This window comes from Burkholderia sp. BCC1644, from assembly GCF_902833225.1.
Classification (GTDB): Bacteria; Pseudomonadota; Gammaproteobacteria; order Burkholderiales; family Burkholderiaceae; genus Burkholderia.
Genome location: NZ_CADFEI010000008.1, coordinates 265,239 through 277,483 on the forward strand (window position 1 = coordinate 265,239; position 12,245 = coordinate 277,483).

General features: G+C 67.2%; 15 protein-coding genes. 7 read left to right on the plus strand and 8 right to left on the minus strand.

What is annotated here, in order from left to right; translation table 11 throughout:
- Positions 1-47 precede the first annotated feature (47 nt).
- On the minus strand, positions 48-431 hold the full coding sequence (locus HWX87_RS18405) for a hypothetical protein (protein WP_176048444.1): 384 nt from the start codon (positions 429-431) through the stop codon (positions 48-50).
- A gap of 262 nt (positions 432-693) precedes the next feature.
- On the opposite strand from HWX87_RS18405, the gene HWX87_RS18410 reads away from it, so the two are divergent.
- The 3 genes from HWX87_RS18410 (at position 694) to HWX87_RS18420 (ending at position 3,365) form a co-directional block, all read left to right on the plus strand.
- Positions 694-1,353 carry a response regulator gene (locus tag HWX87_RS18410; RefSeq protein ID WP_176048445.1) on the plus strand — a complete coding sequence of 220 codons (660 nt, stop codon included), beginning with the start codon at positions 694-696 and terminating at the stop codon, positions 1,351-1,353.
- Complete coding sequence (locus tag HWX87_RS18415) at positions 1,350-2,765, plus strand: ATP-binding protein (RefSeq protein WP_176048446.1); 1,416 nt, start codon at positions 1,350-1,352, stop codon at positions 2,763-2,765. Before HWX87_RS18410 ends, HWX87_RS18415 begins: the two co-directional genes overlap by 4 nt.
- Before the next feature lie 72 nt (positions 2,766-2,837).
- Positions 2,838-3,365: a cytochrome b/b6 domain-containing protein gene (locus HWX87_RS18420; RefSeq protein ID WP_176048447.1), complete on the plus strand. Its 528-nt coding sequence runs from the start codon at positions 2,838-2,840 to the stop codon at positions 3,363-3,365.
- A gap of 177 nt (positions 3,366-3,542) precedes the next feature.
- Here HWX87_RS18420 and HWX87_RS18425 read toward each other — a convergent pair whose 3' ends face one another.
- Both HWX87_RS18425 and HWX87_RS18430 read right to left on the minus strand, forming a co-directional pair.
- Entirely contained in the window at positions 3,543-3,818 is a 276-nt protein-coding gene (locus HWX87_RS18425) for a DUF4148 domain-containing protein (RefSeq protein ID WP_176048448.1), read from the minus strand.
- Positions 3,819-3,889: 71 nt separating this feature from the next.
- Positions 3,890-4,234 carry a DUF4148 domain-containing protein gene (locus tag HWX87_RS18430; RefSeq protein ID WP_059585791.1) on the minus strand — a complete coding sequence of 115 codons (345 nt, stop codon included), beginning with the start codon at positions 4,232-4,234 and terminating at the stop codon, positions 3,890-3,892.
- 210 nt (positions 4,235-4,444) lie between these two features.
- On the opposite strand from HWX87_RS18430, the gene HWX87_RS18435 reads away from it, so the two are divergent.
- The 3 genes from HWX87_RS18435 to HWX87_RS18445 all read left to right on the plus strand — a co-directional run bounded on the left by HWX87_RS18435 (position 4,445) and on the right by HWX87_RS18445 (position 6,729).
- Positions 4,445-5,134: an aspartyl/asparaginyl beta-hydroxylase domain-containing protein gene (locus HWX87_RS18435; RefSeq protein WP_176048449.1), complete on the plus strand. Its 690-nt coding sequence runs from the start codon at positions 4,445-4,447 to the stop codon at positions 5,132-5,134.
- A gap of 109 nt (positions 5,135-5,243) precedes the next feature.
- On the plus strand, positions 5,244-5,513 hold the full coding sequence (locus HWX87_RS18440; RefSeq protein ID WP_059859798.1) for a MoaD/ThiS family protein: 270 nt from the start codon (positions 5,244-5,246) through the stop codon (positions 5,511-5,513).
- A 67-nt stretch (positions 5,514-5,580) separates the two neighbouring features.
- A complete protein-coding gene (locus tag HWX87_RS18445) occupies positions 5,581-6,729 on the plus strand; it encodes an exo-alpha-sialidase (protein ID WP_176048450.1) in 1,149 nt (382 codons plus the stop codon).
- A gap of 46 nt (positions 6,730-6,775) precedes the next feature.
- On the opposite strand, the gene HWX87_RS18450 is transcribed toward HWX87_RS18445, so the two are convergent.
- Positions 6,776-7,738, minus strand: coding sequence for a LysR substrate-binding domain-containing protein (locus HWX87_RS18450; RefSeq protein ID WP_176048451.1), 963 nt, complete (start codon positions 7,736-7,738; stop codon positions 6,776-6,778).
- A gap of 146 nt (positions 7,739-7,884) precedes the next feature.
- On the opposite strand from HWX87_RS18450, the gene HWX87_RS18455 reads away from it, so the two are divergent.
- On the plus strand, positions 7,885-8,310 hold the full coding sequence (locus HWX87_RS18455; RefSeq protein ID WP_176048452.1) for a PACE efflux transporter: 426 nt from the start codon (positions 7,885-7,887) through the stop codon (positions 8,308-8,310).
- 38 nt (positions 8,311-8,348) lie between these two features.
- On the opposite strand, the gene HWX87_RS18460 is transcribed toward HWX87_RS18455, so the two are convergent.
- The 4 genes from HWX87_RS18460 to HWX87_RS18475 all read right to left on the minus strand — a co-directional run bounded on the left by HWX87_RS18460 (position 8,349) and on the right by HWX87_RS18475 (position 12,222).
- Complete coding sequence (locus HWX87_RS18460; RefSeq protein WP_176048453.1) at positions 8,349-9,107, minus strand: hypothetical protein; 759 nt, start codon at positions 9,105-9,107, stop codon at positions 8,349-8,351.
- Positions 9,108-9,241: 134 nt separating this feature from the next.
- On the minus strand, positions 9,242-9,868 hold the full coding sequence (locus tag HWX87_RS18465) for a trimeric intracellular cation channel family protein (RefSeq protein WP_176048454.1): 627 nt from the start codon (positions 9,866-9,868) through the stop codon (positions 9,242-9,244).
- 306 nt (positions 9,869-10,174) lie between these two features.
- Positions 10,175-11,122, minus strand: a complete 948-nt coding sequence (locus HWX87_RS18470) for a choline ABC transporter substrate-binding protein (protein ID WP_176048455.1) — start codon at positions 11,120-11,122, stop codon at positions 10,175-10,177.
- 101 nt (positions 11,123-11,223) lie between these two features.
- Positions 11,224-12,222, minus strand: coding sequence for a GlxA family transcriptional regulator (locus HWX87_RS18475; protein WP_176048456.1), 999 nt, complete (start codon positions 12,220-12,222; stop codon positions 11,224-11,226).
- Positions 12,223-12,245 lie beyond the last annotated feature (23 nt).

Consider the following 12,245-nt stretch of genomic DNA (forward strand, 5'->3'; position numbering starts at 1 on the left):
TGACCCGTACGACCGCGACGCCCGGGAACGGCCGCGCGCACGCGGGCTCACCCGTGCGCGCCGCCGTACCGGTTCCCGTTGAGCCGGATATGAAGGACGACCAAGCGACGATACGCGCAATCAGATGACACAACTACCGTGCGGCGATCGATTCCGGTCACGCGCACGTAGCCGCATGCCACCGCGGCCTTGAACGCCGCGCCGGCAAGCTTACGGGCTGACAGGATCGCGGTGGCGACCGCCACGACGATCCAGATGCGAAACGTCATCGTGGTGAAAAATGCTTCGGGTACGCGCCATGCAAGCAGCGAAACCAGCACGAAACACTGGATGAACATGCCGGCCAGTGCGGCGATCAGCAGGTGGGCGCGCCATCGCTCGATCGTCGAGGGTGCCATCAGGAATGAACCTCCCGTACGGGCGACACGCATCGACCGTAGGTCGATCGAAAGGGTCGCGGATTGGCGGGCGGGCCCATCCGGCTCGTGCCGGAGGCGCCCGACCCGGTTCGGGATCAGGGAATGCGGAGAATCACCCGAGAAATGTTGTGGCCGATGGTAGCGGGATTGCCGGCGCCAAACCTTAAGCGTTCTTCAGAATCGCGCGGCATTCGAACGGGGCCCGATTACATTCCGTTGCACGGCGCGCGCGGTCGGGCTCGTACAATCGCGGATGCCTGCACACGAATCGACCATGCGACTCCTCCTTGTTGAAGACGACGACCTGATCGGCAGCGGCCTCGAGATCAGCCTCGGCCAGGCCGGCTATCACGTCGACTGGTTGCGCGACGGTCACGCGGCCGCCGCCGCGCTCGCGACGACGCGCTTCGCGCTCGTCGTGCTCGATCTCGGCCTGCCCGGGAAATCGGGAACGGAACTGCTGCGCGCGCTGCGCGATGCGGGCGATACGGTCCCCGTGCTGGTGCTGACCGCGCGTGGCACCGTGGCCGACCGCGTCCGCGGCCTCGACGACGGCGCGGACGACTATCTCGCGAAACCGTTCGAGCTGTCCGAGGTGCTCGCCCGCTGTCGCGCGCTCGTGCGACGCTCGCAGGGCCGGGCCGGCGATGAAATCGTGTGGCGTGACATCACGATCGACCTGACCGCGCATACGGTGACGCGCGATGCGTCGCGCATCGCACTCACGTCGCGCGAGTGGGCGATCCTCGTTCAGCTCGTCGGCCACCCGGGCGTGCCGCAGTCGCGCGCACGCCTCGAGGACAGCCTGTACGGCTGGCAGGAAGGTATCGAAAGCAACGCGATCGAGGTCCATGTTTCGAACCTGCGCAAGAAGCTCGGCGCGGAACTGATCCGCACCGTCCGCGGCATCGGCTACGTCGTCGATCTCCAATGATCGCCCGCTCGATACGACGCCGCGTGTCGCTGATGGCGATCGGCTGCGTGAGCCTCGTCTGGCTCGTCGCCGTGTTCGGCAGCATCCACTACGCGACACGCGAGATCGGCGAATGGGAAGATGCCCGCCTCGCCGAATACGCGTCGCTGCTGGTCAATCTCTCACCGGCCGATCTCGACCGCCTTGCCCGCGTGCCGCCCGACGCGCGGGTCGAACTGTCGTTCGGCGCATCGGGATCCGGGCCTGACAGCGACGGCGACCGCTTGCCGCGCGACGTGCTGTTCGACGTGCGCGACGCACAAGGCAACGTCGTTGCGTCGAGCCTTCCCGCCGCCGCGGCAGGGTTGCCCGATGCGCGTGACGCGCGCGGCGCCCCGCAGACGATCGTGATCGGCGATGCGCAGTGGCGCACGTATACGCTGCGCGAGAACACGTCGGGGCGCCGCGTGCGCGTGATGGAGACCGTCAATACGCGCAGCGATCTGGCGACCGGCATCGCACGCGGCATCGTCCTGCCGCTGATCGTCGCGCTGCCGGTGCTCGCGCTGCTGCTGTGGGTCACGATCGGACGCAGTCTCGCGCCGTTGAAGACGCTGTCCACGCTGATCGGCGCGCGCGATGCACGATCGCTCGAACCGCTCGCCATCGCGACCGTCCCGGACGAGGTGCGCACGCTGGTCGACGCGATCGACCGGCTGCTCGCGCGGCTGCGGCAATCGATCGTGCGCGAGCGCGCGTTCACGTCCGATGCCGCGCACGAACTCAAGACACCGCTCGCCGCGATCAAGGTGCAGGCGCAGGTGGCGATCGCGACCGACGATCCGGCACGCAAGCAGCTGGCGATGCAGCGCGTCGTGCAAGGCGTCGACCGCAGTGCGCGGCTCGCCGAACAGTTGCTGCTGCTCGCGCGGCTCGACGAATACGAACGCATTCCGACGCGCGCGGTCGTCGTGCGCGAACTCGTCGACGCGGCCATCGACCGCCATCTGGCGAAGGCTGCCGACAAGGCCATCGCCATCGTGGCCGGTCACCTCTCCATGCGCGCGATCGACGCCGATCCGATCCTGATCGGCATCCTGCTCGACAATCTCGTCGACAACGCCGTCAAGTACGGCCGCCAGGGCGGGCGCATCGAGCTCGGCGTGCACGACGACGGCGCACTGCAACGCATCGTCGTGCGCGACGACGGGCCCGGTGTCGCGCCCGGCGAGCACGAACGGCTCGGCGACCGCTTCTATCGCGGCAGCGGTACGCAGTCGCCCGGCAGCGGGCTCGGGCTGTCGATCGTCACACGCATCGCGCAATATTTCGGCGGCACCGTGCAGTTCGAGTCAGGTATCGGCGGCCAGGGCCTCGGCGTGGCGATCACGCTGCCGTCGGCGGATGCAGGTGGATCGATGCCGCGCGCTTAACGTTTCGTTAAGGATTCAACCGTAGAATCCGCCCGAACCCTGCCCCCCCCCTGTCACCCGTCAGGAGTCTCCATGTCCGCACCCGCTCGTTATGACGCCGTTGCCCGCTTTCTTCACTGGCTGATCGTAGCGCTGGTCGTCGCGCAATACGCGATCGGCTGGACGATGCCCGACGTGCATCGCGACACGCAACCGGTCGGCCTGATCGCCGCGCACCTGATCGTCGGCACGGCGCTGCTCGCGGCGATGGCGTGCCGCGTGCTGTGGCGCGCGACGCATCGCCCGCCTGCCAGCGACCTGTCGCCCGCGATGCGCGCGCTGTCGGGCGTCACGCACGGCGCGCTCTACCTGCTGCTGATCGCGGTGCCGCTGCTCGGCTGGATCAACGCGTCGTCGCGCGCATGGGCCGTGACGCTCGTCGGTGTCGTTCCGCTGCCGGCGCTGTCGGCGGCGGGCTCCGGATTCGGACACGCGATGGGCGACGTGCACGGCATCCTCGCGTGGGTCCTGTTCGCCGGCATCTGCCTGCATGTGGCGGCCGCCCTGTTGCACCGCTTCGTGCTGCGCGACCAGATCGTGCAGCGCATGATGCCGTGGTGATCGACCTGCCGGCTCATCGCGACCGGTTGACGAGCTGATCGCGGCGCCGCGCGAAGCGGCGTGCAATGAGCGGCATCGCAGCCGGCGCCCTTCGGCCACGTCGCGTGGCGCGAAGGGCATGCGGTTTGCCGTCCCGCGCACACGACGGCCAGACTTCACACACGATCATGGCGGCACCTAGTTGCTGGTTTGCGCCGGCGTGCCGGGAGCCGGCGCATGCGCGGGCGACGCCGCCATCCGCGCACGGTCCTGCTCGGCGAGCCGCGCTTCCGCGGCCTGGATGTCCGCCGGATACTCGCCGTCATCGCCCTTCGCCGGGTCATACCCGGCCGCTTCCAGACGCATCAGTTCGTCGCGAACCTGTGCGCGCGTCAGCGGTGCAGCCGATTGCGCGAATGCAGACTGACCGGCGATCGCGCCGATCATCATCAGTAGTGCGATATATGTTTTCATCATGAACTCCGTCAATGTTGGATCTCGATCAAGCTTGGGAAATGCGTGACCTGCGGATGCAGGCGGGTACGTCAGCTGCCGAAATAGATCGTGCAGAAACTCGCGGGGCCGACGCATGCGGCAGCGCGCGGACGGGGCGACATCGTCGCCGGCTTGCCGGCTTCGGATGAAACGGCCGGATCGCTGCCGACCGCCGTGCTCGCCTGGCGCTGCGGCATCTGTTCGGCCTGTTGCCGGAACAGCGGGCTCACGTCCGGATACGACGTATCGGTCACGAAGCGCAACCCGTTGTTTTCCGCGTCGATCAGTTGTTGCGTGACCTGCGCGCGCGTCAGCGCCTGTGCCGACGCTTGCGTCGCGACACCCGCGACGGACATCGCCACCACCGTGGCGGCCACCAGCCAATGCGTGTTCATGTTTCACTCCTTCAGAAGTCAACGAGACGACGTGCTACACCCGTATGACGACGGAGGGGCTGCGTTTATTCCCGGCCTTTCGATCCGCGAGCGCCGGGTGTTCATCAAGCTGTCATTCATTCGTCAGCGGGCGTAACCTGACGTAACGCAGCGCCCGTTGCGGTTCGGGCAGACTGACGTCACCTCATACGGATCGCGTTCCGATCGACCATGTCCGTCGCTTACGACTATGCAGCCGGCCTGCTTCGCAAGCTGTACGACCGCCATATCGATGGCGGCGCGGTGCTCGACACGGCCGCGTTCCCGGACGCCGAGCGTTTCGTGCGCGCCTGGCCCGCGATCCAGGCCGAAGCGCTCGCCGTCGCGCGCGACATGCCGCGCATCCCGCGCTTCCACGAAATCATGCGCGAGCAGTACGACATCTCGGCCAACGATGCGCGCGACTGGCGGATGTTCATCATGCAGGCGTACGGCCAGCGATTCCCGCGCAACCTGTCGCGCTGCCCGACCGTCGCATCGATCGTCGCGGCATCGCCGGACGTGCTGTCCGCGTCGCTGTCGTTCCTCGCGCCCGGCAAGCACATCCCGCCGCATCGCGGGCCGTTTCGCGGCATCCTGCGCGGCTATCTCGTGCTGTCGATGCCAACCCGCGCCGACGGCACGCCAGCCGCCGTGCTGAAGGTCGACGGCCGCGAATACCGGCTCGACGAAGGCCGCTTCCTGCTGTGGGACGACACGTTCATGCACGAGGTGTGGAACGACAGCGACGCAGTGCGGATCGTGCTGCTGCTCGATATCCGCCGGCGCGGCATGCCGCGTTTGCTCACGTGGCTGTCGAATGCGGTGATCGGCGTCGTGCGGCTCGGGATCCGGATCCGCGGGCGATCGATTCCGGTTTAGCGCGCGACGCATCGCGCATGCCGGCGCAGCGCCATCCTGGCTTTCGGCTTCCGGCGGATCGCCTACACTACAGACCGTCCCTTCCGCGCGGCTCCTGCCAGCCACCGCCATGGCGCACCTCTTCTTCGCCGCCTCGATCCAGCGGCATATCGAAACGCCCGAGCGCGATATCGACGCGCACACGGTCGGCGAAGCATTCGACACCGTTTTCGGCGAGCAGCCACGGCTGCGCGGCTACATCCTTGACGACCAGGGCGCGCTGCGAAAGCATCTGTCGGTGTTCATCGACGGCCAGCCGATACGCGACCGGCAACGCCTGTCCGATGCGCTCGGCGACGCCAGCCGCGTGTATGTCGTCCAGGCGCTGACAGGCGGATAAAGGGACGGATGTATCGGGCCGGACCCGGCGCGAGAACGCCCGGACGGCCGCTCAGGAGACATCGCATATGAACGATCGACTGCTCGTCGGCACCCGCAAGGGCCTGTTCATCCTGCAGCCCGACGGCCAGGGCGGCTGGACGCCCGGCGAACCGCATTTCATCGGCGAGCCCGTCAGCATGGTGCTCGCCGACCCACGCGACGGCACGCTGTATGCGGCGCTCAACCTCGGCCATTTCGGCGTGAAACTGCATCGCCAGCGAGCCGGCGCCACCGGCTGGGAAGAATGCGCGGTCCCCGTCTACCCGCCGCAACCGGCCGACGCGGCGCCCGCCGGCACCCGTGCGCATGCCGGCACCGGCGACGCGGACGACGAGCCGCCCGGCACGCCGCAGCCGCCGTGGACGCTTCAGCAAATCTGGTCGCTCGAAGCCGGCGGCGCCGACGAGCCGGGCGTGCTGTGGGCCGGCACGATCCCCGGCGGGCTGTTTCGCTCCGACGATCACGGCGATTCGTGGGTGCTCAACCGCGCGCTGTGGGATCGCCCCGAACGCGCCGAATGGGGCGGCGGCGGGTACGACGCGCCGGGCATCCATTCGGTGATGGTCGATCCGCGCGACAGCCGGCACGTGACGGTCGGCATCTCGTGCGGCGGCGTCTGGCAGACCGCCGACGGCGGCACGACCTGGCGTGTGACCGCGGAAGGCATGGAAGCCGACTACATGCCGCCCGAGCGGCGCGGCGAACCCAACGCGCAAGACCCGCACCGCGTCGTGCAGTGCGCGGCCGATCCGGACGTGCTGTGGACGCAGCATCACTGCGCGATCTTCCGCTCGACCGACGGCGCCGAGCACTGGCGGCGGATCGAGGCACAGCCTTCGAGCTTCGGCTTCGCGGTTGTCGTGCATCCGCACGAACCGGACACCGCGTGGTTCGTGCCGGCCGTGAAGGATGCGTGCCGGATTCCGGTGAACGGCCGTTTCGTCGTCACGCGCACACGCGACGGCGGGCGCAGCTTCGAGAGTTTGTCGAACGGGTTGCCGTCCGCGCCCGCGTACGACCTCGTGTATCGGCACGGGCTCGCGGTGGACGATTCCGGCACGCGCCTCGCGATGGCATCGACGACCGGCGGGTTGTGGACGTCCGGCGACGGCGGTGACAACTGGCAGATGGTGTCGGCGCATTTGCCACCGGTCTATTGCGTCAGTTTCGGGTGACGGTGCGGCGGTGGACAACCGGAACCCGATACGTTCGGGTTCCCGCTCACTCGGCGCTTCTCACCTCAATGTGCTCGTCCGCTCGTCGGTCGCCTGGCGTCATCCGCGCCACCGCCGCACGCGTCTGCGCGATTTCCGCTTCGAGCCAGTCGAGAAACCGCCTGACCTGCGGCTCGCGCTCGCGCCCGGGCCGGCACAGCGCGACGAAACGCGCGCCCTCGATTCGCACCGAAGGCTCGATCGGCATCAGCGCACCGCGCTCGACGTGCTCGGCGGCCAGCACCGAACTCAACAACGCGACGCCCTGCCCGTGCAGCACGGCCTGCAGCGCGTAATGCTCGTCGTCGTAATGGCGAAACACCGCGCGTTCGAGCCACGCTTCGCGGCCGGCCGCACGACACCACGACGCCCAGTCGACCGACACGGGCAGCGGCGTATCCCACACGGTCTCGATCAGGTCGAGCGGCTCGTCCCTGCGATGCGCGTCGAAGCCGGTTGCCGCATACGCGCCGAAATACTCGTCGATCAGCGCGATCTCGTGTAGCGCGGGAAACGTGCGCGACGTCGCGCGAATCGCGAGATCGATCCGCGCATCGCGTTCGAGATCGACGAGCGTGTTGCCGGTTTCGACCTTGATGTGCAGGTGCGGATCGACGCGGCGAAACGCGCCGAGACGCGGGATCAGCCACATCGCGGCGAAGGCGGGCGTGGTGGTCAGCACGAGCGGGCGCTCGCCGGAGGCTTCCGGCCGCACCGCATCCAGCCCGCGACTGAGCGCGAGCAACGCATCGTGGCTCGTGCGAAACAGTTGCTCCCCCTCCTCCGTCAGCCGCACGCCGCTCGCGCCGCGCTCGAACAGCAGCACGCCGAGCCGGCTTTCGAGCGACTTGATCTGGTGCGATACGGCGGCCGGCGTCACGGACAGTTCGTCCGCGGCGGCCTTGAACGTGCCGAGCCGCGCCGACGACTCGAATACACGCAATGCGGTCAGGGGGATTTTCGAGAACACGGGGCCTCGCGGGCCGGATCCGGCCGGGTTGAATTCGATTCAATCGGGGTGAGATTAGGTGAATTGAAGCAGGCGTGCAACGCGGGTAGCCTTGCGGGACGTCGCGGCACGCGCCTCGACGATTGCCGTCGAACCGGAGGAACAACGTGCAAGGCCTACCGCGCAGGATCACGCAGGCGGTGCTCTACGAAGCGATCGCCATATCCTGCATCTCGCCGGCGATCGCGGCGATCTTCAAGCAGGATCTCGTCTATTCGGGTGCGTTGTCGGCGACGATGTCGGCGATCGCGCTGCTGTGGAACATGATCTTCAACGCGCTGTTCGAGCGCTGGGAAGCGTCGCGCCGGCAGCCGGCGCGTACGCTCGGGCGGCGGATCCTGCATGCGACCGGATTCGAAGGCGGGCTGATCTTCATGCTCGTGCCGGTCGTGTCGTGGTGGCTCGACATCTCGTGGTTCGACGCGTTCGTCGTCGATATCGGGTTGTTCGCGTTTTTCTTCTGCTACGCGTTCGTGTTCCAGTGGGCGTTCGATCGCGTGTTCGACGTGCCGGCGGCGACGAAGGGGTCGTGAAGCGGGTGCCCGGCGCTCGCCGGGCGCAGCGGGCATGGTCAGATCCGGTCGAAATTGAACGGCGTCACATCAGGCAAACCGTCGACCCGCTGGACTTCGACGCCGCACCAGGCGCCGATCATGCCGGCCATGCGGCGCGCGCCGTCGCCGTCGTTGATGCGGCCCATCAAGTCGATCGGCCGGCGATCACGAAAAACGAGCACGAGCTGCACCAGATCGCTCTGGATCTTCACCAGCGAACCACCCACGACCGCGCCGTCGATACTTCTCCGACCACCGACCAGCACGCGCTCCAGATCGCGGCACGCGCAGGTATTCAGCATCGGCTTGCGCAGCAGGCGCGTGGTGCGGATATCGATCCAGCGTTCTTCGTCGCGCCAGCAGAACCGCGTTTCACGCAGCGGACCGGCGAACCAGCGCGCGCGCATCAGCTTGCGGCCGATCCAGATCAACAGCCCACCCGCGCCGATGACCAACACGCCGGTGGCACCAAGTCCGAGCCATTCGTACCACGTGTGCAACTCGTCTCCGGTCATGGCCCCGGCGAACGCGGGTATGCCGGTCATGCAGGCCAGTCCGAAGGCAGTCAGACCAAAACCCAACGACCACCACACGAAGTGGCCGAAGCGCAGACGCCGCGGCGACAGGATCAGGTCCCGGCCGTCGGGCGCACACGCATAGCCGGCGTCGAACACCCACCGGTCCGGCGTCAACGGCCAGATCATCATGCAAAGCAGGCCGAGTGCGCCAAGCGCGGCTGTGGCCCAGCCAAGGATTGCTTCGACGAGAGGAGGCATAGGCGCACCCGATTGCGATCCACTGCGCTGTGCGAAACGGACGGTCGCCCGGTTCAGTCGTCGCGATTCTGTCTCATCCTCTGCCGGGCAGCAAGCCGGTGCAGCCGCGCAAGACATCCTTCCGAAACCGACGCTTACGCCCCGGCGGCAATTTTCGGCAGTTGCCAGCCGAAGCGCACGGCCGCCATCCGCAGCGCAAAGCAGGCGATGCCGCCGAGCACGGCCGCGACGACGGGCGGACAACCGAGCCGCCGGCACGACACAACGACGACCGCACCGAGCAGCGCCGCGCTCGCATAGATATCGGTGACCAGTACGACCGGTATCCGCGCGAGCAGCACGTCGCGCACGACGCCGCCACCGCACCCGGTCACGGCGCCCATCAGCGTCGCGATGAACGGATGAACGCGGAATTCGAGCGCCTTCACCGCGCCCGCGACCGCGAACAACGCGAGGCCGGCCGCATCGAGCGTCGTGAGCAGCGACGGCGAGAACTCGGCCACCCGCGCATGAAAGACGAACGCGAACAGCCCGGACACGAATGCGAGCGCCGGATAGCGCCAGTCGCTGACGGCGCTGGGCGGCCGGGCGCCGAGCAGCAGATCGCGGATCACGCCGCCGCCGAGCGCGACGACGAGCGACAGCACCATCACGCCGAACAGGTCGAGTCCGGCGCCGATCGCCGCATTCGCGCCCTCGACCGCGAACACCGCCGTGCCCGCGAGATCGGCGGCAAGCACGACTTGCTCGATACGCTTCATGCGAGCGAATGGCCGCGATGCGGCATCGTCCGGCCGCAGCCTGCGTCGATACCCGCTGACGTCACATGCAGCCGCTTGCCGGCTTCCTGCCGCCATCCGGATACCTCACGTACCTCAAGCGCACTGCGGATCATTGCCGTCTCCTCGATCGGGATCGAGCAGTCTAGCGCATCGTCCGTTCACCGACGGGCCCGACATGAAGCGGACAGCAAAAAGCCGGCGAAAGCAGGATGTGCGTCCTGCTTTCGCCGGCCCGGAAAACACGTCGGGCTTCCGGCCGAAGCCGCGAAACCGGACGCTTCAGACTCAATGCACGCCGAGATACGCCTTCACCGCCGGCAGGCCCGGCTTGCCGTCGATCGTCGTCACGCCGGCGAGCCACTTGTCGAGCGCTTGCGGGTTTGCCTTCAGGTATTCGGCCGCCGCCTTGTTCGGGTCTTCCTTGTTCATGATCGGCACCATCACGTGGTTTTCGATCGTCGTCGTGAACTGCAGGTTCGACACGAACTTCGCGACGTTCGGGCAACGCTGCGCGTAGTCGGGCGGCGTCGCCGTCAACACCTTCGCTTCGCCGTAGTTCGGGCCGAACACGTCGTCGCCGCCGCTCAGGTAATCGATCTTCATCTGCACGTTCATCGGATGCGGTTCCCAGCCGAGGAACACGATCCACTGCTTGTCGCGGATCGCGCGATTCACCTCGATCAGCATCCCGGCCTCGCTCGACTCGACCATCTTGAACTTGCCGAGGCCGAACTGGTTGCCGTCGATCATCTTCTTGATCAGCAGGTTGCCGTCGTTGCCCGGCTCGATCCCGTAGATCTTGCCGTTGAGCTTGTCCGCGTATTTCTGGATGTCCGCGAACGACTTCAGGCCGCCCTGATAGACGTAGTCGGGCACCGCGAGCGTGTATTTCGCGCCGGTCAGGTTCGGCGTCGAGAGCACCTTGATCGTGCCGGCCTTCGTGAACGGCTGGATGATCGGATCCATCGTCGGCGACCAGTAGCCGAGGAACACGTCGATCTGCTTGCTCTTGATCCCCGCGAACGTGATCGGCACCGATGCGATCGTCTTCGTCGGGCTGTAGCCGAGGCCCTGCAGCATCGTCGACGCGAGGCCCGTGGTCGCCGCGATGTCGGACCAGCCGACATCCGCGAAGCGCACGTTCTTGCATACGGGCGGATCGGCCGCATAAACGGCCGACATCGGCGCGGTTATCCCGATCCCGCATACCGCTGCGATCAATAGGCGCTTCATCTTGCTTCTCCTCAAAGTGATGTCGTTTGCATGAATGCGGGATCGTTTATTGAAGCCGCGCGCCGCGATCCCGGCGACGTCGCGACTGGATGATTCTCGAGTCAGCGCCCCGGCAACCGGCGCTCGTAGCTCGGTGCATGACCGAACTGCGCGCGGTATGCCTTGCTGAAATGACATGGCGAATGAAAACCGCAGACCGTCGTCACGCGTGCGATCGACGCATCGGTCGTGCGCAGCAGGTCGCGCGCGCGTTTCAGGCGCATCGTCAGGTAATAGTGGGTCGGCGACACGTTCAGGTACACCTTGAACATTCGCTGCAGGTGCCGCTGCGACAGCCGCACGAGCCGCGCAAGTTCCTCGAGCGACAGCGGCTCCTCGATGTTCGCCTCCATCAGCCGCACGACCTCGATCAGCTCGGCGCGTGAGAAGCCGACGCGCGCATCGACCGGAATCGGCTGCGTGTCGGTCGAGCTGCGGATCCGCTCCAGGATGAACTGCTCGGACACCTGCGCGGCCAGCTGCTGGCCGAAGCGCATGCCGACGAGATTCAGCATCAGGTCGAGCGGCGCGGTGCCGCCCGTGCAGGTCAGCCGGTCGCGGTCGACGACGAACAGCTCGTCGGCGAAGCCGACCTGCGGAAACTCGGAATGCAGCGCGGACAGGTTTTCCCAGTGCACGGTGCAGCGATAGCCGTCGAGCAGCCCGCTCGACATCAGCGCGTACGCGCCCGTGCAGATGCCGCCGAGCGGCAGTCCGCGTTCGGCGAGCGCCGCGAGCGTATCGCGCGCGCCCTCGTCGACCACGTCGCGGATGCGGATGCCGCCGCACACGATTATCACATCCGGCAGGTTCGTGTAGTCGAGCGCCTGCGTGGGCCGCACCGCGATGCCGTTGCTGGCATGTGCGGGCGCGCCGTCGAGCGAGTAGATCGACCACTTGTAGTGATCGGCACGCCCGACGTAGTTCGCCATCCGAAGGACCTCGACCGCGCTCGAGAACGCAATCATCGAGAAATTCGGCAGCGTCAGGAAGCCGAAATGGGCGAGGGACGAAACCGGTGAAACGCAGGCGGCGGGCGCGACAGCGACGGCGGACGTCACATCGGTCTCCTGGCGAGGAGGTT

Excerpts from the sequence above, each read along its gene's own strand:
- HWX87_RS18430 (WP_059585791.1), bottom strand. The coding sequence starts at position 4,234 with ATGAACACGCATTGGCTGGTGGCCGCCACGGTGGTGGCGATGTCCGTC.
- HWX87_RS18440 (WP_059859798.1), top strand. The coding sequence starts at position 5,244 with ATGGCGCACCTCTTCTTCGCCGCCTCGATCCAGCGGCATATCGAAACG.
- HWX87_RS18460 (WP_176048453.1), bottom strand. The coding sequence starts at position 9,107 with ATGCCTCCTCTCGTCGAAGCAATCCTTGGCTGGGCCACAGCCGCGCTT.
- HWX87_RS18465 (WP_176048454.1), bottom strand. The coding sequence starts at position 9,868 with ATGAAGCGTATCGAGCAAGTCGTGCTTGCCGCCGATCTCGCGGGCACG.
- HWX87_RS18420 (WP_176048447.1), top strand. The coding sequence starts at position 2,838 with ATGTCCGCACCCGCTCGTTATGACGCCGTTGCCCGCTTTCTTCACTGG.
- HWX87_RS18445 (WP_176048450.1), top strand. The coding sequence starts at position 5,581 with ATGAACGATCGACTGCTCGTCGGCACCCGCAAGGGCCTGTTCATCCTG.
- HWX87_RS18425 (WP_176048448.1), bottom strand. The coding sequence starts at position 3,818 with ATGAAAACATATATCGCACTACTGATGATGATCGGCGCGATCGCCGGT.
- HWX87_RS18435 (WP_176048449.1), top strand. The coding sequence starts at position 4,445 with ATGTCCGTCGCTTACGACTATGCAGCCGGCCTGCTTCGCAAGCTGTAC.
- HWX87_RS18470 (WP_176048455.1), bottom strand. The coding sequence starts at position 11,122 with ATGAAGCGCCTATTGATCGCAGCGGTATGCGGGATCGGGATAACCGCG.
- HWX87_RS18405 (WP_176048444.1), bottom strand. The coding sequence starts at position 431 with ATGCGTGTCGCCCGTACGGGAGGTTCATTCCTGATGGCACCCTCGACG.
- HWX87_RS18410 (WP_176048445.1), top strand. The coding sequence starts at position 694 with ATGCGACTCCTCCTTGTTGAAGACGACGACCTGATCGGCAGCGGCCTC.
- HWX87_RS18415 (WP_176048446.1), top strand. The coding sequence starts at position 1,350 with ATGATCGCCCGCTCGATACGACGCCGCGTGTCGCTGATGGCGATCGGC.